At 59.1% G+C, this 21,293-nt stretch carries 18 protein-coding genes; 10 read left to right on the forward strand and 8 right to left on the reverse strand.

All coding sequences use genetic code 11. From position 1 onward, the window contains the following. Nucleotides 1-118: 118 nt before the first annotated feature. Nucleotides 119-466 (forward strand): HNH nuclease YajD, encoded by a 348-nt coding sequence (yajD, locus tag ACOTXF_RS10875; RefSeq protein WP_023617218.1) that lies wholly within the window; start codon nucleotides 119-121, stop codon nucleotides 464-466. Nucleotides 467-503: 37 nt separating this feature from the next. Here the strand turns inward: yajD and ACOTXF_RS10880 are convergent, their stop codons facing one another. Continuing rightward, nucleotides 504-1,289 (reverse strand): MipA/OmpV family protein, encoded by a 786-nt coding sequence (locus ACOTXF_RS10880; protein WP_045336019.1) that lies wholly within the window; start codon nucleotides 1,287-1,289, stop codon nucleotides 504-506. A 124-nt stretch (nucleotides 1,290-1,413) separates the two neighbouring features. Here ACOTXF_RS10880 and ACOTXF_RS10885 point away from each other — a divergent pair, with 124 nt between their 5' ends. The 4 genes from ACOTXF_RS10885 (at nucleotide 1,414) to ACOTXF_RS10900 (ending at nucleotide 7,603) form a co-directional block, all read left to right on the forward strand. Further along, a complete protein-coding gene (locus tag ACOTXF_RS10885) occupies nucleotides 1,414-2,109 on the forward strand; it encodes a response regulator (RefSeq protein WP_008500520.1) in 696 nt (231 codons plus the stop codon). Continuing rightward, nucleotides 2,106-3,302 carry a sensor histidine kinase gene (locus ACOTXF_RS10890; RefSeq protein WP_048963169.1) on the forward strand — a complete coding sequence of 399 codons (1,197 nt, stop codon included), beginning with the start codon at nucleotides 2,106-2,108 and terminating at the stop codon, nucleotides 3,300-3,302. Before ACOTXF_RS10885 ends, ACOTXF_RS10890 begins: the two co-directional genes overlap by 4 nt. Before the next feature lie 78 nt (nucleotides 3,303-3,380). Further along, nucleotides 3,381-4,529 carry an efflux RND transporter periplasmic adaptor subunit gene (locus ACOTXF_RS10895; protein WP_048963170.1) on the forward strand — a complete coding sequence of 383 codons (1,149 nt, stop codon included), beginning with the start codon at nucleotides 3,381-3,383 and terminating at the stop codon, nucleotides 4,527-4,529. Continuing rightward, the gene (locus tag ACOTXF_RS10900; RefSeq protein ID WP_047747277.1) at nucleotides 4,526-7,603 is read left to right on the forward strand and encodes an efflux RND transporter permease subunit; all 3,078 of its coding nucleotides are present in this window, start codon (nucleotides 4,526-4,528) and stop codon (nucleotides 7,601-7,603) included. The genes ACOTXF_RS10895 and ACOTXF_RS10900 overlap by 4 nt, the downstream gene beginning before the upstream one ends. 18 nt (nucleotides 7,604-7,621) lie before the next feature. Here ACOTXF_RS10900 and ACOTXF_RS10905 read toward each other — a convergent pair whose 3' ends face one another. Then, the gene (locus ACOTXF_RS10905; protein WP_046091842.1) at nucleotides 7,622-8,389 is read right to left on the reverse strand and encodes an arylamine N-acetyltransferase family protein; all 768 of its coding nucleotides are present in this window, start codon (nucleotides 8,387-8,389) and stop codon (nucleotides 7,622-7,624) included. Nucleotides 8,390-8,485: 96 nt separating this feature from the next. Here ACOTXF_RS10905 and ACOTXF_RS10910 point away from each other — a divergent pair, with 96 nt between their 5' ends. Then, the gene (locus tag ACOTXF_RS10910) at nucleotides 8,486-9,931 is read left to right on the forward strand and encodes a PLP-dependent aminotransferase family protein (RefSeq protein WP_048963171.1); all 1,446 of its coding nucleotides are present in this window, start codon (nucleotides 8,486-8,488) and stop codon (nucleotides 9,929-9,931) included. Here ACOTXF_RS10910 and ACOTXF_RS10915 read toward each other — a convergent pair. Then, nucleotides 9,903-10,787, reverse strand: coding sequence for a LysR family transcriptional regulator (locus ACOTXF_RS10915; protein ID WP_023292599.1), 885 nt, complete (start codon nucleotides 10,785-10,787; stop codon nucleotides 9,903-9,905). The two genes, ACOTXF_RS10910 and ACOTXF_RS10915, sit on opposite strands and share 29 nt — an antisense overlap. 134 nt (nucleotides 10,788-10,921) lie before the next feature. On the opposite strand from ACOTXF_RS10915, the gene ACOTXF_RS10920 reads away from it, so the two are divergent. Beyond that, a complete protein-coding gene (locus tag ACOTXF_RS10920; RefSeq protein WP_048963172.1) occupies nucleotides 10,922-11,902 on the forward strand; it encodes an NAD(P)H-dependent flavin oxidoreductase in 981 nt (326 codons plus the stop codon). Nucleotides 11,903-11,985: 83 nt separating this feature from the next. Here ACOTXF_RS10920 and umuC read toward each other — a convergent pair whose 3' ends face one another. From umuC to ACOTXF_RS10935, 3 genes are all read right to left on the reverse strand, one after another. Beyond that, nucleotides 11,986-13,248, reverse strand: coding sequence for a translesion error-prone DNA polymerase V subunit UmuC (gene umuC / locus ACOTXF_RS10925; protein WP_048963173.1), 1,263 nt, complete (start codon nucleotides 13,246-13,248; stop codon nucleotides 11,986-11,988). Next, nucleotides 13,232-13,666 carry a translesion error-prone DNA polymerase V autoproteolytic subunit gene (gene umuD, locus ACOTXF_RS10930; RefSeq protein WP_008500532.1) on the reverse strand — a complete coding sequence of 145 codons (435 nt, stop codon included), beginning with the start codon at nucleotides 13,664-13,666 and terminating at the stop codon, nucleotides 13,232-13,234. Before umuD ends, umuC begins: the two co-directional genes overlap by 17 nt. 159 nt (nucleotides 13,667-13,825) lie before the next feature. After that, nucleotides 13,826-14,692 carry an aldo/keto reductase family oxidoreductase gene (locus ACOTXF_RS10935; RefSeq protein ID WP_021241164.1) on the reverse strand — a complete coding sequence of 289 codons (867 nt, stop codon included), beginning with the start codon at nucleotides 14,690-14,692 and terminating at the stop codon, nucleotides 13,826-13,828. Nucleotides 14,693-14,835: 143 nt separating this feature from the next. Between ACOTXF_RS10935 and tcp the strand changes: the two genes are divergently transcribed. Beyond that, complete coding sequence (gene tcp / locus ACOTXF_RS10940) at nucleotides 14,836-16,497, forward strand: methyl-accepting chemotaxis citrate transducer (RefSeq protein WP_008500534.1); 1,662 nt, start codon at nucleotides 14,836-14,838, stop codon at nucleotides 16,495-16,497. Nucleotides 16,498-16,524: 27 nt separating this feature from the next. On the opposite strand, the gene smrA is transcribed toward tcp, so the two are convergent. Both smrA and ACOTXF_RS10950 read right to left on the reverse strand, forming a co-directional pair. Beyond that, nucleotides 16,525-17,088, reverse strand: a complete 564-nt coding sequence (gene smrA / locus ACOTXF_RS10945; protein ID WP_025911514.1) for a DNA endonuclease SmrA — start codon at nucleotides 17,086-17,088, stop codon at nucleotides 16,525-16,527. Between the two features lie 356 nt (nucleotides 17,089-17,444). Then, nucleotides 17,445-18,356 carry a LysR family transcriptional regulator gene (locus ACOTXF_RS10950; protein WP_023292606.1) on the reverse strand — a complete coding sequence of 304 codons (912 nt, stop codon included), beginning with the start codon at nucleotides 18,354-18,356 and terminating at the stop codon, nucleotides 17,445-17,447. Between the two features lie 175 nt (nucleotides 18,357-18,531). Here ACOTXF_RS10950 and ACOTXF_RS10955 point away from each other — a divergent pair, with 175 nt between their 5' ends. Together ACOTXF_RS10955 and ACOTXF_RS10960 are read left to right on the forward strand one after the other, a co-directional pair. Continuing rightward, nucleotides 18,532-19,842 carry a M20 family metallo-hydrolase gene (locus tag ACOTXF_RS10955; protein ID WP_045336041.1) on the forward strand — a complete coding sequence of 437 codons (1,311 nt, stop codon included), beginning with the start codon at nucleotides 18,532-18,534 and terminating at the stop codon, nucleotides 19,840-19,842. Then, entirely contained in the window at nucleotides 19,842-21,287 is a 1,446-nt protein-coding gene (locus tag ACOTXF_RS10960; protein ID WP_045372886.1) for a M20 family metallopeptidase, read from the forward strand. The genes ACOTXF_RS10955 and ACOTXF_RS10960 overlap by 1 nt, the downstream gene beginning before the upstream one ends. The last annotated feature ends 6 nt before the right edge of the window (nucleotides 21,288-21,293 follow it).

Genomic DNA, 21,293 nt, shown 5'->3' on the forward strand with positions numbered 1-21,293 from the left:
AAATGCCGTTTATTTAACGGAATGGTTCAAATAAATTGACATAACTGACGGGTTCGTCACGACGCAACGTTATGGGATATACTCTTCCCCACTCTTTTCATGGCAGGTAAAACCGGCAATGGCTTTGATCCCCAAAAACTACGCGCGGCTGGAAAGCGGCTATCGCGAAAAAGCATTAAAAATTTATCCCTGGGTGTGTGGACGCTGCTCGCGCGAGTTTGTCTATTCCAATCTGCGTGAACTCACGGTTCACCATATCGATCACGACCATACCAACAACCCGGAAGATGGCAGCAACTGGGAGCTGTTGTGCCTGTTTTGCCACGATCACGAGCATTCGAAATACACCGAAGCAGATCGGTACGGCACCACCGTGGTGGCCGGGGAAGACGCGCAAAAAGACGTGGGCGTCGCCACGTTTAACCCGTTTGCCGATTTAAAGGCGATGATGGATAAAAAGAAATAAACCTCTCGCCCCCTCGCTCACATCATGATCCGCGAATTTAGAATGTCCAGGTGATAGCGGCGGTTGCAGACCCCTCATTACGCCGCATCACGATCGGGCTTTGATTGGCATGGTCGCCAAGCCAGGTATAGTCCGCGCTGAGGACAGTTCCCCAGTGAGCATCGAACTGATGGCTCCAGGTCAGGCTGGTGTCGACGCCGTAAAATCCACCCGGCGCAGCATAGCGGCGATAGCCGGTGCGACGGCTCTGCTGCTCACTGACCCCATACCAGGTATTCAGGTAACGGCTGTCGCCAAACAGGGCCGCAGACTGAAAGGCTATCGTGTCCTGGTTATTTTGTACCGGGATCAGCGTAACGGAGGCCTGATAGCTTGCCCCCTGACTGTCGGTTAACGGCAGCGTCGCTTTGCCTTCCATGCTCAGCCATGGCGCAGCCTGCCAGCCTACGGCAAGGCCGGTATTCAGGGTGGCATCAATATCCCCCATCCCTTTCAGGTTGTTTGCTCCCTCGCGCCAGCCAGAATTTTTATCTGCCCTTCCGGGGTCGTAGCCCAGCGTGTGTTCGAAATACCAGCCGCTGTCGTTTTGCAGGTCATATCCCACCCCTTTTTGTGCATCAACAAAGAAAGCGCCTTTGCGTCCCTGCAGCACAGGAACCACCTGCCACACCTGCTTGTCTGAGCCTGAGTAACGCGGGGCATATTGCCCTCCCAGCCCGACGGTTAAGGAATCAGACGCGGTGTCATCATCCGCCTGCGCGGCGGATGCCACGACCATCAGAAGCGGGACGGACATATACAGGACTTTTTTTATCGCTATCATACTGCTCTCCTTACAGACGCTGGCGTCTCCTGAGACAGGAACAGCCACACAATGTTGGCGCAGTATGATTTGGCTGAATCAATGAATCGTCGGGATAGTGTTAAGAAATGGTCAAGGTGAACGGATGTTATCCAGAAGAGTGCTGATTATTGAAGATGACGCCGACGCGGCTGGCGTGCTCGAAGCCTATTTACGGCGTGAAAATTACGACGTGACCATTACCGGAGACGGTCTTTCCGGGCTGGATATGGCGCAGCGGTGGAAGCCCGACCTCATCCTGCTGGACGTGATGCTGCCGGGACTTAATGGCACCGAGGTGCTGGCGGGCCTGCGTCGTAAAAGCGATGTGCCGGTGATCATGGTCACGGCCATGGGGGATACTCCCGATCGCATTGGCGCCCTGCGTTACGGTGCCGATGATTACGTTGTGAAGCCTTATCATCCGGGCGAAGTGGTAGCGCGGGTGCAGGCGGTGCTGCGGCGCAGCAGTAAAAAAGAGACAGAGGAAAAGATCCTTCGCTGGCAAACGCTGGCGGTGGATGTCGCCGCCATTGTGGCGTGCGTGGACAACGGCGACGACGCGCCTGTGATGCTCGATCTTACGCCAACGGAATTCTCACTTCTGGCAACGCTGCTGCGCTCGCCTGCGCACCCGTTCTCCCGCCAGTATTTACTGGAACACTGTTTGCCGGAAAGCGAGGCGCTGGAGCGCGTTGTCGACACCCATATTTATAACCTGCGTAAAAAACTCGAGGCCGTGGGAATTTCCGGCGTGCTGATCAACGTGCGCGGCGTGGGTTACAGGTTCAGACAGCCATGATAAAAAACCGGCACGCCTCTCTGTGGCGCTGGATTTGCGCGCGCATCCTGGCGCTGGCTATCGGCAGCGTGATCGTCATTGCCACCTGCATGTGGCTGCGCTATGCGGTACAGAACTACTGGATCATGGGCAGGATGCCGCCGGCAGTCCGGCAGGAGTTTCTTACGCTCAGCCAGAACCCGCAGGCCAATCCGGCCCGCTTCCACACGATTGTGGATACCTGGTGGGGCCTGAGCTATTCCACGCCGTCCATCGCCTCAGCGGACTGGGTCACGGTGGCCCTGCTGGTGCTGGTGATGATCCCGTTTATTGTGGTGATGGGGCTCAAACACGCCCGCCCGCTGGCGCTGCAGTTCAGCCGCCTTCGCGATGCGGCAAAGGATGTCGCCGAAGGGCAGTTTGGCCGTCAGGCAGAGCTCATCAAGGATGCACCGGCAGAAATGGTCAGCTTTGCGGCGGACTTTAACTCCATGACGGGGCAACTGGCCCGCTATGAGAAAGAGCTCCGCGCCTCGCACGTCGCGATGGCGCACGAGCTGCGCTCGCCCCTGACGGCCGCCATCGGGCGTCTGCAGGGCATGTTAGACGGCGTGTTTGATGCCAGCCCGGCGCAGCTGGGCATGGTGATGAAACAGCTCCAGCACCTCAACCGCCTCACCGACGAGCTCCACCTTCTCTCTTTGGCAGACGCGGGTAACCTTGTGCTGGAGGACCAGCCGTTCTGTCTGGATGAGCTGATTCAGGAGCGGGCTGCCTGGATCATGCCCCAGGCGGATGCGCATCATTTCAGGATAACGCTGCGTAACCCGCACACCAGCCCCTTCCGGGGCGATGCGTTCCGTATGGGGCAGGTCGTTACTATCCTTATGGAAAATGCGCTACGCTACGGGCGCGAGGGCGGCCACCTTGAGGTGGCGCTGCATTACGCCAGCGGGCATTACATCCTCGAATTCACCGATGACGGGCCGGGCGTGTCGCCCCAGTTCTTACCGGAAATGTTTAAACGCTTTAGCCGCGAGGAGCAGTCCCGCGCGCGGCATTCCGGCGGCAGCGGCCTCGGTTTGTCCATCGCCCGGGCGATTTGCGAGGCGCATGGGGGTGAGATTAGCGCGTCATTACCGGAAACCGGCGGCCTTGCGGTGCGCATTTTGTTGCCCTGGCTGCCGTCCGATAATGAAAATCTCCCCTCTTGATAAAGCCTTGACAGAACATCGAATCTTTCTCGACGTAGCGCGCATTTAATAACGCCATTCCCTTTATGGAGCGGCGTTATGTCAGACGAATTTTTTCTCTCCCTCCGCCACTGCCTGCATCATTTGTACGGCGTGGCGCGCACCCTTTCCTGGCTGCATTTTCTTCCCCTGGCCCTGCTTGCGCTGGCGATTTTTCCGCTGACCGGCTGCGGTGATAAACACGAAAACAAACCTGATCCAGTGCGTAAGGTACGCTACGTCGTCGTTGGCTCCGCCCAATCCCTTCCCGCGCTGGAAAGAACCGGTGAGATCCATGCCCACGATGAAACGACCCTGAGCTTTCGCACCGGAGGCCGGATACTGACGCGTAGCGTTGATATTGGCGACCGGGTCACTGCCGGACAGCTGCTGGCCACGCTTGATAATACGACCGGGCAAAACCAGCTGGACAGCGCCGCGGCCGACTATGAAGGCGCCAAAGCCTCTGCCCAGGTCGCCGCGCTTAACGTCAGTCGCATGCAAAAGCTTATGCCAACGGGCGCGATAGCCCGCACGCAGCTCGACAGCGCCCGGGCTGACTGGCTTGTCGCCCGCGCGCGCTTAAAAAGCAGCGAGGCCGCATGGCGAAATGCCCGCGAAAGCCTCGGCTGGACGCGACTTATCGCTCCACAAGCGGGCGTCATCACGGCCGTGAGCGCCTCTGCGGGACAGGTTGTCAGCGACGGCCAGTCCGTTCTGACGCTGGCGACCGGGGAAGCCCGCGACGTGGCGTTTGATATTGCCGCGCCCGATGCGATCCCGCCTCTGGATAAGGCGGTTTTGCAGGTTTCCCTGCTCAGCGACCCGTCGGTGCAGGCGTCTGCCGCACTGCGGGATATCACCCCGCAGGCCGATCCTCAGACCCGCACGTGGCGCGTCAGAGCCACCCTGCAAAACCCGCCGGAGGCCATGGCGCTGGGCGCCAGCGTCACCGTGACGTTGCTCTCCGCCGCCCCGCACGGGTACGCGCTTCCCGCGTCGGCGCTGACCCGAGCCAGCGACAAACCGGCGGTTTTTGTGATTACCCCGCAGTCGCGGGCGCAGCTGCGCGTGGTGGTGCCCGTCGGCTATACGGCCACCTCCGTCATGATTGCCTCCGGCCTTGAGCCCGGCGACAGGGTGATTACGGCGGGCGTGAGCACATTACGACCCGGCGAGCCGGTGATGGCCGGAGAGGTTCAGCCATGAACACAGGATCGGAAGCCCAATTTAACCTCTCCGCCTGGGCGCTGAAGAACCAGCAGATGGTCAGCTTTTTCATGCTGCTGGTGATTGCGATGGGCGTGTTCTGCTATGAGAAGCTGCCGCGTAACGAAGATCCGGCATTCACCATTAAAACGGCCGTCGTCTCCGCACAGTGGCCGGGAGCCTCCGTGACGGATACCACCCGCCTGCTGACCGATACGCTTGAAAAAAAGCTGCAGGAAACGCCCTGGCTGGACTATCTCGAAAGTGAAACCCGTGCCGGACGCACCGTTATCCACGTCAACCTCCGTGATGATACGCCCCCGCAACGCGTGCCCGATATCTGGTATCAGGTTCGCAAAAAAATGCAGGACATCGCGCCGTCCCTGCCCGAAGGGGTGCAGGGTCCTGCCGTGGATGACGAGTTTGACGACACGTTCGGCACAATTTACGCCTTTATTCCCGAAGGCTTCACGTTGCGGGAGGTGCGGGATAGCGCAGAGACAATACGGCGCGAACTCATGTCCCTGCCGGATATGGGCAAAACCACCCTGCTGGGCGAACAGCAGGAGCAGTGGGTTCTCGCCTTTTCTCCGGCGCGCCTGGCCGGTATGGGGCTGGATATTCAGGACGTTGCCGACGCCCTCCGGGCGCAAAACGCCGTTGTCCCGGCAGGAACGATGCGTACCGGGCAGGAGAACATGGCGATAAAGGTCAGCGGGGCGCTCACTACCGAAGAGAGTTTGCGCGCCGTCACGCTGCACGTTAACAATCGCTATATTCCGCTGACCGACATTGCCACCGTCACCCGGGAAATCGCCGAGCCACCGGCCCCGGCCTACCGGGTGAACGGCAAACCGGCTATCGGACTGGCGGTGTCGATGGCGCCGACAGGCAACATGCTGCGTTTCGGTGCTGCGCTGAACGCAAAAATGGCGGCCCTCAGCGCCGGGCTGCCGCACGGTATTGAGATGGTGAAAGTCGCCGATCAGTCAGCGGTGGTGAGTGAAGCGGTAAGCGGGTTTATCCGGGTACTTATCGAAGCCGTTGTTATCGTGCTGGCGGTTTCATTTGTCTCGCTGGGTTTGCGGGCCGGACTGGTGGTGGCGACGGCCATTCCGCTGGTGCTTGCCATGACGTTTGTCGGCATGATGCTCGCCGGCATCGGCCTTCAGCGTATCTCGCTCGGGGCGCTGATCATTGCCCTGGGCCTGCTGGTGGATGACGCCATGATCGCCGTCGAAACGATGGTCTCCCGACTGGAAGCGGGGGATTCCCGTCGACTCGCGGCCACCTATGCATTCAAAACGACGGCCTTCCCGATGCTCACCGGTACTCTGGTCATGATTGCCGGTTTTATTCCCGTTGGTTTTGCGGCCTCCAGCGCCGGCGAATACTGCTTCTCTCTGTTTGCGGTGGTGCTCATCGCCCTGCTCTGCTCCTGGGCCGTCGCGATCCTGTTTTCGCCGCTAACGGGCACGTGGCTGCTGCCGGAAAAAGTCAGACATCACGCGGCAGGACCGGGAAGGATCGCGCGCGGGTATGGACGGCTTTTACGCCTGGCGCTCCGCCACCGTCTCGCTACCGTACTGATTGCGCTTGCCGCGCTGGGGCTGTCAGCGTACGGCACGACGTTTATGCAGGGCGAGTTTTTCCCCGCCTCGGACCGGCCCGAGTTGCTGGTCAGCCTGACGCTTCCGGCCAACGCGTCGCAGCCGGAAACGCTCAGAGAGGTGGAAAAGCTGGAAAAAGCGCTGGCCGACAACAGCAATATCGATCGCTTTTCGACGTACGTTGGCTCAGGCGCCATCCGTTTTTACCTGCCGATGGACGTGCTGCTGGAAAATGAAAATATCGCCCAGATGGTTGTGGTCGCGAAGGATCTTGCGGCGCGGGATCGTCTGCACGCACAGCTCAACACGATCCTGGCGACGCAATTTAGCGACATCATCACCCGCGTGTCGCCCCTTGAGCTGGGGCCTCCCGTCGGCTGGCCCATCAAATACCGGGTGAGCGGGCCGGATTATCTGCAGGTCCGGGCGCTTGCGAACCGTCTCACGGACGCGATTGGCCGCTCCCCGTTCTCACGCGACGTTAACCAGACGGCCGGAGAGCCGGAGAGGGTCATCACCCTTAAGGTGAATCAGACGGCGGCCAGAGCGGCGGGAATATCGTCAGAAAGCCTTGCCCGCACGCTGAATACCGTCTGGTCCGGCAGCGTTGTCACGTCCATCAGAGATAATGACCGCCTTGTCGACGTGGTGCTCAGGGCCGAGGACAGCGCGCGCCAGAGCACCGCCACTTTCTCCTCACTCACGATTCAGGGGAATGACGGTAAAAAAATTCCGCTCAGCGCCGTCGCAACGCCGGTCTGGGGCGTGGACGATCCGGTCATCTGGCGCCGCCAGCGCGTGCCCTTTATCACGGTGCAAACCGACCTCGCCCCGGGGCTGAGGGCTGAAGCGGTATCCGCCGCGCTGCGTCCGGCGGTCGATAAACTGCGCGCGAGCCTGCCCGCAGGTTACAGCATTGAAGAAGGCGGCGCGGTTGCCGAATCGGATAAGGGGAACAGCTCCGTCTTTACCGTTCTTCCGGTGACGCTGGTCATCATGCTGATGCTGCTGATGCTTCAGCTGCGGCGATATTCCCGGGTGCTGCTGGCGCTCCTGATGGCCCCGTTTGGTTTACCGGGGATCGTGCTGGCTATGCTGCCTGGCGGCACGCCGATGGGGTTTGTCGCGCTGCTGGGCGTCATCGCCCTGGCGGGGATGATCGTGCGTAACGCGGTAATATTGATTAGCGAGGTTGACAGCAATCTTGCTCAGGGGATGGCAAACGATGCCGCAATTATGGCAGCGGCGGAGCACCGGGCCAGACCCATCTGTCTGACCGCCTGTGCCGCCATTCTGGGGATGATCCCCATCTCTCACCAGGTTTTCTGGGGCCCAATGGCCTATGCCATCATCGGCGGGCTGCTGGCTGCGACGCTGGTGACGCTGACCGTGTTACCCGCGTCGTTTAGCCTGCTGTTACAGTGGGGGGCTCAGCGCAAAGCCGCAGCCGACGGGCCGGGCTGAGTCCCCATCGTTCTCCGATTACGCGGCGGTCAGCGCAAAACGGTCTTTCAGGACATGGCGGATGTCCTCCTCCGCCAGCTGCCGCGTTTCAGTGCCGTTCGCCGTGATGGTTTTCAGCATATCGCCCAGCAAAATCTGGCGTCCTTCCGGGCTGTGCACCACCACCACCCGCTTCTGCACAAAGATCGCATCCGGGTGCGTGGAGTTCAGGTAGTTGGCCGGGACAAAATCAATCCACTCCTGAGGCGTGAGATCGAAGCCGTATTGTCGGGCCCATTCGCCTTCCACCTTCGCCTCGAGCAGATACTCGCCCTCCGCGCTGCGGCTCAGGCGAAACGTGTCGAAATCCTGGGTGATTTCCACGTCAAGCGTGTCCAGCGCCATTGGCGCGCGGATGCCGTAGCTGCCGAAGCCGAGATCGCAAAGCCACTGACGGCTCTCCACCTCGGCGATGAGCGCCATATGGGTTTTTGGCCGCCGCGCGGGGTAGAACATCGGGCGCGCCGCCACAAAACGGTAAGGTATCCCTAACGCTTCCAGCGCCATGGCAAAAAGCCCGTTCACCTCATAGCAGTACCCGCCGCGCCCTTTCTTTAGCACCTTCTCGGCAATGTCGTCTGGTGCCAGCGAGACAATTTTCCCCGCCTGCACGTCCAGATTTTCAAAGGGAACGGAAAAGATCTGATGACGCATCAGCGCATGCAGGGTGGACGTATCGGCCGCCGCCGGCCCGGTGTAGTTTATGCGTTTGAAATACGAGGAAATGTCGAAATTATTGCTGTGCATAATGCCTCCTTGTCCTGAACATGCCGGACACTATAGATGGCGCACATCATTGGCTGTATAGTCAGTTTTATCGAAAATTAGCCTGAACAGATACCCATGTCTGCCCCCTCCCCACACTATCGCCGGATTGCTGAGCGTCTGCGCCTCACGCTCTCTTCAGGCGCATTGCGAGTCGGTGACCGGATGATCTCCGCGCGTAAACTGGCCGAACGCGAGCACGTGAGCCTTCCGACGGCGCTGGAGGCCCTTCGCTGCCTTGAGGCTGAAGGGCTGATCGTTGCGCGACCGCGTTCAGGTTATTACATCCACCAGATCAGCCTCCCTCCGCGCGCGGAGCCCGCGCGTTCCACGCCGGGCCCGGTGCCCGTGACTATGTCCGCCGTGGCCCGGTCGCTGTTCAGCAGTGCAGAAGCCCGGCTGATCCCGCTGGGCGCCGCCCTGCCCGATCCCGCGTGGCTGCCCGGGGAGGCGCTACAGCGGGCGTTACACTCCGTGGGCCGTCGTCTGGACGCGCATGGGCAGAGCTACAGCCTGCCGCCGGGAAGGCGTGATTTACGAAGCAAGATTGCGGCGCGTTCTGCGCAGTGGGGAGCCCGCTTCGGCGCGGACGATCTGATTATTACCGCAGGCGCGACGCAGGCGCTGCGCCTGGCCCTGCGGGCCGTGTGTCAGCCAGGTGATGTGGTGGCGGTGGAGCAGCCCGCCTACTTTGGCACGCTCCTGCTGCTGGAGGATTTAGGCCTGAAGGCGTTAGAAATCCCCACCGATCCTGCTGAAGGTCTGTTACTGGAACCGCTGGCTGACGCCATCCGCTGCCACCGTCCCGCGGCCGTCCTGGCCTCGCCCACCGTGCAAAACCCATTGGGTGCCAGCATGCCCGTCGCGCGCAAGCAGGAACTGATTGCTCTGCTTGAAGAGGCCGGTATTCCTCTGATTGAGGACGACGTCTACGGTGACCTGGTCGGTGACGGGCAACGTCCTCCGGCCTGCAAAGCCTTCGACCAGAGCGGGAATGTGATTTACTGCAGCTCCCTGTCAAAAACGCTTGCGCCGGGGTGGCGAATCGGCTGGATTGCCGCCGGACGCTATTACACGCAGGTCTTGCAGGCCCGCATGGCCGGAGAGTGGGCAGGTGCGCCGCTGCTGGAAGCCGCGACGAGCGAGATGCTGGCAAGCGGCGACTACGACCGTCACCTGCGGCGGCTAAAGCGGCGGATCGCAGAGGGAATCGCCGCCGTCGTGGCGCGGGTCAAGGCCAGTTTTCCCCCCGGTACCCGCGTAAACGTCCCCGAAGCTGGCTTTCTGCTGTGGGTCGAACTTCCTCCGCAGGTCAACGCGCTGGAGGTGCATCGCCGCGCGCTGGCGTGGGGTATTGGCGTCAGCCCCGGCCCCCTGTTTTCCCCTGGCGCAGAACTCACGCACTTTCTGCGGCTAAACTGTGCAAACGAACCGACGCCCCGCCTGCTCACTGCCGTGGAGCAGATTGGTGCGCTATGCCATGAGCTGGCCGCTTTCACACCAGACTCTCCAGCCATTCGGTAAATACCCGCACTTTGCGGGAGAGATGACGGTGTGGGTAGAGCAGTGACAGTTTGCGGTCCGGCGAGCGATATTCAGGCAGGACCTCAACCAGCAGGCCGCGGTCAATGTAAGGCTGGAGAAAGAGATTCATTCCCTGCATTACCCCCAGCCCGGCCAGGCCTGCCGCGATGTAGGCCTCGGAGTTATCCACCACGAGCTTACCGGGTAGCGCGATCTCCGCGACGCCCTCTGGCGTGGTAAACGTCCACGGCTGAACGTGCCTGCTGCTGTTGTTAATCCAGTTAATCGCCTGATGCTTGCGTAAATCCTCCAGCGTTTCTGGCGTACCGTGTTCAGCCAGCCAGGCCGGGCTGGCGCAGGTCGTGATTTTAATGTTCCCGATTTTACGCGCGATATAGTCGCCGTCGTCCAGCTCGCCCACCCGCAGCACGCAGTCCAGACCGTCCCGCAGCATATCCCGACGGCGGTCAGAGCTGCTCAGGATGATGTCGATATCAGGATGCTGACGATAAAAATCAGGCAGGTTGGGTATCACCCGCAATGCCGCAAAAGAGATGGGCATATCCACACGCAGCTGGCCGTGTATCGGTCGATCGGCGCCAAACGACTCCAGTAATTCGTCCGCCTGCGCCAGCAGGGGTTTACTGCGGCGATAAAAGGCTTCCCCATCCGGCGTCAGGCTAATCCGACGCGTGGTGCGCTGCAGTAGCCGCGTGCCGCTGTGTTGTTCCAGAAGCTGCAGCGCTTTGGTCACTGCCGGGCGATGGACCTGCAGATTTTCCGCCGCCTGGGTAAGGCTCCCCGAGTCGACAATTTCAATAAAAATCCGAATAGATTCAAAGAGGTTTATTTGCATAAAGGATGTCTTGCCGCGAGCGGGAGAAAATGATTGTTATTAATTTTATAACAGTGATGAATGTTTTTGGCTATTTTTCCTGACAATCTACCTCTCTACACTCTCCCTCATTCAAACGTAAGGGAGAGTCTGCTATGAAAAATAACCGTATCTGTCAGATCCTGGGTATCGAAAAGCCCGTTATTCAGGGACCGTTATCCTGGCTTACTGATGCCCGTTTAGTGGCCGCGGTCAGCAATGCCGGAGGACTCGGTGTGCTGGGTCCCAACGCAGGGTTAACCGCCGATACTGCGGTCTCCACGCCGGAAGCAACCGCCGAAAAAATGCGGGAAGAAATTCGTAAAACCAAACGGCTGACCGAAAAACCCTTCGGCGTCAACCTGATCCCCACCGCCGTTAATGACGTCTGGACCGGGCCAATTCTTAAGGTGGTAAAAGAGGAAGGCGTCAGGGCCGTGGTGTACACGGGCTATGGGGAAGGCAGCATTATTCCCGCGCTGTTTAGTGAGTTAAAAGAGGCGGGTATTGCCATTATCTACCGCGACATCAATCCCACGCCGGAAAATACCCTTCTGGCTGAAGAAATGGGGGCTGACATCATCGTCGCCACCGGTTTTGACGAAGGCGGGACGCTACCCGCGACGGCGCTGGGCACCTTTTCCATCGTGCCGCTGATTGCCGACGCCGTGAAGCACGTCCCGGTGATGGCGGCGGGCGGTATAACCGATAATCGCACCGCCAGAGCGGCGCATGCGCTAGGGGCGGAAGGCGTGTTTGCCGGCTCGGTGTTTATCAGTACCGAAGAAAGCCGCGTGCCGCAGGGGGTCAAAGAGAAAATTGTTGCCGCCAACGGCCTGGACCTGCTGCTTTTCCGCACCGTCCCCCACTACTATCGTTCTCTTCCCGGCAAGCTGGCGGAAAAACTGGCGGCGATGGATAAAGCGGGCGCAAGCAACGAAGCGCTGGGCAAGGCGATGGGCGGATTACGGGGCCTGCGCCTGGGCATGCTGGAAGGTAACACCGATGAAGGCTATATCGCGCTCGGCACGGGGATTGGGAATATCCGCAGCGTGAAAAGCGTGGCCGAGGTTGTCGATGCGTTAACGGTTGAGTAAGCCCTTAACCCTGATGCTATGGGCGCTGCACAGGAGCAGCGTCCGCAAACCGTCTGCGGTTCTTTGTCACACATAGCCACCATCTACCTCGCCACCGGTAAATCCGCGTACCGCGTCGTATAGGCCGGTGACAACATCTCTCGCTTCATCGCCCACGGTTTCTCAATCCCCTGCCCGGCGAACCATATCTTCCCTTTGCCGGAGTGATTGACGCTGTCGATCATCTCCATCAGCGCCGCGCTGTTGGCGCGCAGGCGATTGTCGTCAAACAGATTAAGCTGAGCGACGCCGCTGCTGAAAAAGTCCGCCAGCATGACCCCGGCCTTCATATAGCGATACCCGTCGAGCCATATCCGCCCCAGCGCCTCCGTGGCAGCACGGATGATATCCCGCGAGTCATTGGTGGGCGTCATCAGGGTGACCGAAGCCTGATTACCGTAATAAATTTCGTTGTCCGCATGCGGGCTGGTGCGCACAAACACGCTGATAAAACGACAGTATTGATGCTCGCCGCGCAGTTTCTCTGCGGCGCGTTCCGCGTAGGCGCAAATCGCCTGGTGCATCTCTTCATATTGCGTAATGCGATGACCAAACGAACGGCTACAGATGATTTGCTGCTTCGTGGGGGTGTACTCTTCCAGGTCAAGACAGGGCTCGCCGCGAAGCTCGCGCGCCGTACGCTCCAGCACCACGTTAAAATGTTTGCGAATGACCCACGAGGAGGCCTCCGCCAGCTCCAGCGCCGTGGTAATCCCCATCGCGTTCAGTTTTTTCGTGATGCGCCGCCCTACGCCCCATACCTCCTCTACCGGAACCTTTGCCAGCAGTTTACGCTGCCGCTCGCGGCCCGACAGATCGACCACGCCGCCGGTACTGGCCCACCGTTTCGCCGCATAGTTGGCCAGCTTTGCCAGCGTTTTTGTCGGGGCAATGCCGACGCCAACGGTTAAACCCGTGTTTTTAAAGACCTGCGTGCGCATCTGGTGTCCGAACGCGTCCAGCGACATGCAGTTACCGATCCCTGAAACGTTCACGAACGCCTCGTCAATCGAGTAAATTTCTATGGCCGGAGCCAGATCCGTCAGCGTCTGCATCACCCGACTGCTGAAGTCGGCATACAGCGCATAGTTCGAACTGAAGACGTAAACCCTCGCCGGAAAAAGCTTCTCTTTGAATTTAAAATAGGGCTCACCCATTTTTATGCCGAACTGCTTTGCCTCCCGCGAGAGTGAAATGATGCAGCCGTCGTTGTTGGACACCACCACGATGGGCTTCCCCTCCAGATCGGGGCGGAATACCTTCTCGCAGGAGGCATAGAAGCTGTTCACATCAACCAGCGCGAACATGTTTATGCGTTTTAAGCGTGTGGGTGACGACGCCGAAGATCTGCAGCTCCTCTTCGGACTGAAAGGTAATCGGCTGATAGCGGGCGTTATGTGGCAACAGCCTCAGAACCGGGCGCGTCTGTAGCTCTTTCACCGTAAACTCACCGGCGACCGACGCCACGACGATATCCCCATGTTCGGCATTTAACGAGCGGTCAACCACCAGCAGATCGCCGTCGCCAATCCCCGCGCCAATCATGGAGTCTCCACTCACCTTGATAAAATAGGTCGCACTGGGGTGCCTCACTGCCAGCCGGTTAAGATCGAGACGATCCTCCACATAATCCTGCGCCGGGCTGGGAAACCCACAGGCAACACGTTCTAAAAACAAAGGTAGTTCAATGATTTGTTTTGGTTGATAAGAAAAGAGAGTGTCCATGATGCCTTTCTCGCCATATACTGTATATAAATACAGTATTACGGATTATGGTCAGGGATCAAGGTCATTTCCGGAAGCGAACCCAAACGCGTTGAAGTGTCAGAAGATTTAAAACGCGCAAAGCCCGGAAGCACATGTCGGGCTTTGCGCCTGTGACGATCAGTCCATCAGCGTGTTCAATGTTTCCAGCGCGTCAGGCGGCAGTTGCAGTTCCCCCGCCGCGAGGTTTTGCCGCAGATGCGCCACGGAAGAGGTGCCCGGAATCAGCAGGATATTCGGAGAACGCTGCAGCAGCCATGCCAGCGCAACCTGCATTGCCGTGACGCCCAGTGAATCCGCGACAGCCTTCAGCCCGGACGATTGCAGCGGCGTAAAGCCGCCCAGTGGGAAGAACGGCACATACGCAATCCCCTGCTGCGCAAGCAGATCCACCAGCGCATCGTCACCCCGGTTCACAATGTTGTACATGTTCTGCACGCACACCACCTGCACCATCTTCTGCGCTTCCGCGACCTGGGTGGCCGTGACGTTGCTCAAACCAATATGCCGCACCAGCCCCTGCTGCTGTAATTCTGCCAGGGTGGAGAGCGGTTCAGCAATCGACCCTTCCGCTGGCCCGTGCGCGCTAAACATGATCCGCAGGTTCACCACGTCCAGCACGTCCAGCTGCAGATTACGCAGGTTGTCATGCACCGCCTGCGTCAGCTCCTGCGCGGAAAAGGCCGGTAGCCAGGCGCCTTTGTCGTTGCGACGGGCGCCAATCTTGGTGACGATCGTCAGATCGTCCCGGTAAGGATGAAGCGCCTCGCGGATCAGCTGGTTCGTGACATGAGGGCCGTAAAAATCACTGGTATCAATGTGGTTCACTCCCGCCGCCACGGCCTCGCGTAACACGTCCAGCGCGGCCTGCTTATCCTTCGGCGGCCCAAAGACGCCCGGCCCGGCCAGCTGCATCGCGCCGTAGCCCAGCCGTTTCACCGTCCGCGTCCCGAGCGCGTATGTCCCGCTTTTATCAATGCTGCTCATGTTGACCTTCCTCATAAAAATGATCCGGATTTACAACAGGTTCCCAAAAGGGCCCCTTAGTTAAGCGCGAGTTAATTAAAGTTTACATTCTCTACGACGATAGTAATGAAGTAACCCTGCATCTTCTCTAACGGACGACCGCTATGCTGAAAAATCTGCACGTGATTACCGGTATTATCTTTGCCCTCACCATATTCTGCCTGCTGCAAGTTGTCACGGGAGGGTTGTTCTACTCTGCCGTCAGTAACGATCGCCATAACTTCCAGAACTCCGGCGTGCTCAATGCCCAGCAGGAAAGCCTGAGCGACAGCGTGAACACGCTGGTGAAAACGCGCGTCACCGTCACCCGCGTGGCGATCCGCTACCTGAAAAACCAGCGTGACCCGGCTTCCCTGGCGGCGATCAATAAACTGCTGGGCACCGCAGGCGACTCGCTGGCAAAAGCCGAAGCCTATAACAAAGAGTGGCAGAAACTGCCGCAGGTTAAGGGCCAGGAGGCGGCATTGACCGACGAGATGCAGAAATCCTGGAACCAGATGCACGAAGTCATGCGTTTATCGATTGAGTATCTGCGCGCCGACAACTATCAGGCCTATGGCGATCTGGATGCGCAGCAGGCGCAGGACGATATGGAAGCGGTCTATAACCGCTGGCGCGCCGAAAACAACACCCTGCTGAAGGCCGCAACCGAAGAGAATCAGAGCAGCTTCACGCAGATGCAGTGGACGCTGGCGGCAATTCTGCTGGCCGTTATCGCGGTTCTGGTGGTCATCTGGCAGGGTTTACAGCACCTGCTGTTAAAACCACTCCACTCCATTATGGACCATATTCGCGCCATTGCAGGGGGCGACCTGACGCAGGAGATCGCTATCTCGGGCCGCAATGAGATGGGTCAGCTGGCCGCAGGCCTGCATGAGATGCAGCAGTCGCTGGTGACCACCGTCAGCGCCGTACGCGGAAGTACCGATTCCATCTACACCGGCGCAGGCGAAATTGCCGCAGGAAGCAACGATCTTTCCGCCCGCACCGAGCAGCAGGCCGCCTCGCTCGAAGAGACCGCCGCCAGCATGGAAGAGCTGACCGCGACGGTTAAACAGAACTCCGATAACGCCCGTCAGGCCACGCTGCTGGCGAAAAACGCCTCTGAAACGGCCGCGCGCGGCGGTCACGTCGTGGATAACGTGGTTCGCACCATGAACGAGATCGCCGACAGTTCGCAGCAAATTGCGCATATTACCGGCGTGATTGACAGCATCGCGTTCCAGACGAACATTCTGGCGCTTAACGCCGCGGTGGAAGCGGCACGCGCCGGGGAACAGGGGCGTGGTTTTGCGGTTGTCGCAGGCGAGGTCCGGACCCTGGCGAGCCGCAGCGCGCAGGCGGCGAAAGAGATCAAAGGGCTTATCGAGAACTCCGTCAGCCGGGTGAATACCGGTTCTGAGCAGGTTAGCGAGGCAGGCACCACCATGAAGGAGATCGTCGCCGCCGTGACCCGCGTGACCGATATCATGGGCGAGATTTCCTCTGCCTCTGACGAGCAGAGCCGCGGCATTGAACAGGTGAGCCTGGCCGTTTCGCAGATGGACAGCGTGACGCAGCAAAACGCCGCGCTGGTGCAGGAGTCCGCCACGGCGGCAGCGGCGCTGGAAGATCAGTCCGAACAGCTGCGCCAGGCGGTGGCCGCGTTTCGTCTGAACGGCAAAGAAAAAGCGGTAGCTCCTCGTCCGGCCAGCGTGAAAACGCCTCAGCTGTTGCGCCCGGCAACCGCAAACGCCGCCACCGACAGCAACTGGGAAACCTTCTGAATCACCGGCGGGCGAGGAAATCGCCCGCTAGCGGCTGCGCTTGGCGTGCCGCTCCCAGTTCTCCTGTTTTGCTTCATCGGATTTACGCAGTGAAACGTAGCATGCCCCGCTGCCGCCGTGATGCGGCAGCGCCACGCAGAAGGCCTGCACTTCCTCGAACTCGGTTAACCAGCGCGCCAGATAGCTGCGCACCACATTAGGATGCGAGTTCTGCTCGCGCCCTTTTCCGTGAATGATAATCAGATTGCGTAACCCGTCACGTCCGGCCTGGCGAATAAAAGAATAGAGCATCTGACGGCAGCGTTCGGCGGGCTGACGCAGGAGGTTTAAGCTGGCCTGGCGGGCATATTTACCCGAGCGCAGCTTCTCGATAACGCCCTGCTGCACCCCTTCGCGCCGGAACGCCAGCGGCTCTTCCAGGGGAAGAAGGTCAAGAAAATCCAGCGTCAGGAAGTTATCCAGCTGTTCACTATCCACCTCCTGGCGCGCCCGCGTATTGCGGCTGGGCTGCCAGTGAATATCCGGGCCACGCTTCAGCGGCTGGACATCTTCCATGGCGTCAAGAAAAAAGGATTTGTCGTCAGGGTTCATGGATATCCTCCGGCTACAACTGAGGACGGTACTATACCTGCGCCTGAGACTGGCCTCAATCACCGTTACAGGCCCTCATGCGCCGCAAATATTAACCTGATGAATATATATAGTATTTATAAAATGGATTTAAATATGACTTAACTAAAATTTCAGCAAAGATGAAATAAGTGATTTGTGTTAAATTTTCGTAAAATCAAACACTCGACATCCTTTCTTTTTGCGGAAAAGGTGTTATACCTAAATATACCTGCTTCATGGATATAATATTCAGGATTGGCGAAAGGACGCACTGCTGTGTGTACTGGAGGATCTGTCTGATGTCGGGCAGATCCTGTTTTTTTATTATCTCATTTTCACGCCACGATTATTTTTCTCGCTTCCCGTCTGAACTGCGTAATTAATGATTCAGCCAGGGGCGTCTGACGTGAATCACGGCGCTGAATTAAATAATATGCTGCTTTTGGAAGCGATTCGACAACCGGCAGCATGACCAGACGGTGCGCCAGCAGCGGGTCACAGCCTAACTCCTGCGGCAATATGCTTAGAAAATCACTTTGTGCAACCAGGCTTATGCAGGAAGAAAAGGTTTCGCAGACCACACCAATTCGCGGTATTTGCGAGCGATGGCTAAATACCTCTTCTAGCTGCTTATAATAACTTCCCCGCGGCGTCGGCATTGTCCAGTTATAATGCAGGAGTTCGTTAATCGACGTTGCCCCCGTTGCCGGATGCCCTTCGCGACAAAATACCGCAAATGGCTTCTCAAAGAGTTTTTCAAACGTAAATTCCTGGTCGTAAGGTCCCTGATAATAAGTATTGATGGTGAAATCCAGCTCTCCCTGCCGTAATTCGTTGATCATCGACACCAGCTGCCCTTCCATTATCCGCACTTTGACCTGCGGATGTTGGGCATGAAAGCGGGTGATAACGGCGGGCATCAGGCTGCGCGAAACGCTGGCCCCCATCCCGATGTTGATCTGCCCGGCCTGTTCCCCCTGCCGCTGACGAATGTCATCCTGCGCCGCGCGCAGCTCTTCCAGAATTAACCGGGCGCGCTGGTAAAAACCCTCGCCGCATTCGGTCAACGCCACGCCCTTACTCCTGCGCACGAAAAGCTGCGCCGCCATGCCCTCCTCCAGCTCTTTGATGGATTTGGTCAGCGCCGGCTGCGAAAGATTCAGCGTCCTGCTGGCACCGCGAATGCTGCCCTGACGTGCGACTTCAACAAACGCCCGGAGATGATGGAATTTAACCTGAAATGACATAGCCCGACCGATAACCGTTGTTTATCAGAGTAAAGAAACTGTCATCTACTTTACTGGAAAGGGATGTGCGAGGGTAATTCCTGAACGGTTAAAACTGTGAAAAATTGGTTAGTGATAAGTAAAAACTATCACAGCGTGAAGCAGTTCACATATTTTCATGATGACAGGAACAGATATGGACACACTGGCGCAGTACATCCAGACGTTAACCCCGCAACTGAGCGCGTGGCGTCGCGATTTTCACCATTTTGCGGAATCCGGCTGGGTAGAGTTTCGTACCGCCGCGAAAGTTGCGGAGACCCTGAACTCGCTGGGTTACGAACTGGCGATGGGCCGTGACGTGGTCGATGCCGAAAGCCGGATGGGGCTTCCCGATGAGGCAACCCTGGCGCGAGAGTTTGCCCGCGCGCGGGCGCAAGGCGCGCCTGAGAAATGGCTGGCGCCGTTTGAAGGCGGCTTTACCGGCATTGTTGCCACCCTGAATACCGGCCGCCCTGGCCCAACCCTGGCGTTTCGCGTGGACATGGACGCCCTTGATTTAAGCGAAGCGCTCGACGACAGCCATCGCCCGTTCCGCGACGGGTTTGCCTCCTGCAATCCGGGTATGATGCACGCCTGCGCGCACGACGGCCACACCACCATTGGTCTGGGACTGGCACAGGTGCTTAAGCAGAATGAAGCCCGGCTCAACGGCACCATTAAGCTGATCTTCCAGCCTGCTGAAGAAGGCACGCGCGGCGCGCGCGCCATGGTTGCCGCCGGGGCGCTGGATGACGTGGACTATTTCACGGCCATTCATATTGGTACCGGCGTCCCTGCCGGTACGGTGATCTGCGGCAGCGATAACTTTATGGCCACCACCAAGTTCGACGTGAGCTTCACCGGCGTGGCCGCACACGCGGGCGGTAAGCCGGAGGACGGGCGTAACGCCCTGCTCGCCGCCGCGCAGGCCGCCCTCGCCCTGCACAGCATCGCCCCGCACAGCGACGGCGCATCCCGGGTGAACGTCGGCGTGATGCAGGCGGGCAGCGGGCGCAACGTGGTGCCCGCGAATGCCCTGATCAAAGTTGAAACCCGCGGCGAAAGCGAAGCGATTAATCAGTATGTCTTTGAACGCGCGCAGGCCGTCATTACCGGCGCGGCGGCGCTCTATGGCGTGAGCGCGGAGATGCGCCTGATGGGGGCTGCCACCTCCAGCGCGCCGACACCGGCGTGGGTGGATTATCTGCGCGAACAGGCGAGCCAGGTTTCCGGGGTTGTTCATGCCATCGATAAGGTGAAAGCGCCAGCGGGTTCCGAAGACGCCACGCTGATGATGGCCCGCGTGCAGCAGAACGGCGGCATGGCGTCCTATATGGTGTTTGGCACGGATTTGAGCGCCGGACATCACAACGAAAAATTCGACTTCGATGAGCAGGTCATGACTATCGCCATCGAAACGCTGGCGCGAACAGCGCTCAATTTCCCGTGGACGCGAGGTGTGTGATGCAGGAGAACTACGCTTTTATTGCCGATGCGATCGACACGCGATGTCGGACGTTAACCGATATTGCCGACGCGATCTGGGATCGTCCCGAAACCCGCTTTGAAGAGTTCTGGTCCGCCGAACGGCTGGCCAGCGAGCTGGAAGCAGAAGGCTTCACGCTGACCCGCGAGGCAGGCGGTATTCCCAATGCCTTTATCGCCAGCTTCGGCAGCGGAAAACCGGTTATCGCCCTGCTGGGCGAGTACGACGCGCTGGCCGGGTTAAGCCAGCAGGCACACTGCGCGACGGCGCAAACCGCCACGCCGGGGGCTAACGGCCACGGCTGCGGACATAATCTCTTAGGCACCGCAGCGCTTGCGGGCGCGGTGGCGGTGAAAAGCTGGCTGGAGCAGCACGGCGGCAGCGGAACGGTGCGTTTTTACGGCTGTCCCGGTGAAGAAGGCGGCTCCGGGAAAACCTTTATGGTGCGCGAAGGGCTGTTTGATGACGTCGATGCCGCCGTCACCTGGCACCCGGAAGCCTTTGCCGGGATGTTTAACGTCAGTACGCTGGCGAATATTCAGGCCGCCTGGCGTTTTCACGGCGTGGCGGCGCACGCGGCCAACTCCCCTCACCTGGGACGCAGCGCCCTGGACGCCGTGACGCTGATGACCACCGGCACCAACTTCCTTAACGAACACATCATCGAGAAAGCGCGCGTCCATTACGCCATTACCGACACCGGCGGGATTTCGCCCAACGTGGTGCAGGCGCAGGCCGAGGTGCTGTACCTGATCCGCGCCCCGGAGATGGCGGATGCGCAGCAGATCTACGAGCGCATCGAGAAAATCGCCCAGGGCGCGGCGATGATGACCGAAACGACCGTCGAGTGCCGCTTTGATAAAGCCTGCTCCAGCTACCTGCCGAACCGCACGCTTGAGGCCGCGATGTATCGCGCCCTGCAGCACTACGGCACGCCGGAGTGGACCGACGAAGAGCGAGAGTTTGCCCGCGAGATCCGCGCCACGCTGACGCCCAACGATCTGCAAAATAGCCTGAAAAATATTGCCGCCACGGGTGGTGAAGCGGGTAAAGCCTTTGCCCGTCGTCATCAGGCGACGCTGCTGGTGGATGAAGTCGCGCCTTATGCCGTCACCGACAACGTGCTGGCAGGTTCAACCGACGTGGGTGACGTCAGCTGGAAAATGCCGGTCGCTCAGTGCTTCAGCCCCTGCTTTACCGTCGGCACGCCGCTGCACACCTGGCAGCTGGTATCTCAGGGGCGAACCTCTATTGCCCACAAGGGCATGCTGCTGGCCGGGAAAGTGATGGGCGCGACCGCGCTCAATCTGCTGCAGGACGCGGCGCTGCTGAAAAAATGCCGTGAAGAGTTCGAACAACAACTAGAAGAAAAACCGTACGCGTGTCCGATCCCACCGGGCGTGACACCGTCACCTTTAAAATAAAAAAAC

It is taken from the genome of Enterobacter cloacae complex sp. IR53041 (assembly GCF_049238285.1).
Taxonomy (GTDB): Bacteria; Pseudomonadota; Gammaproteobacteria; order Enterobacterales; family Enterobacteriaceae; genus Enterobacter; species Enterobacter roggenkampii.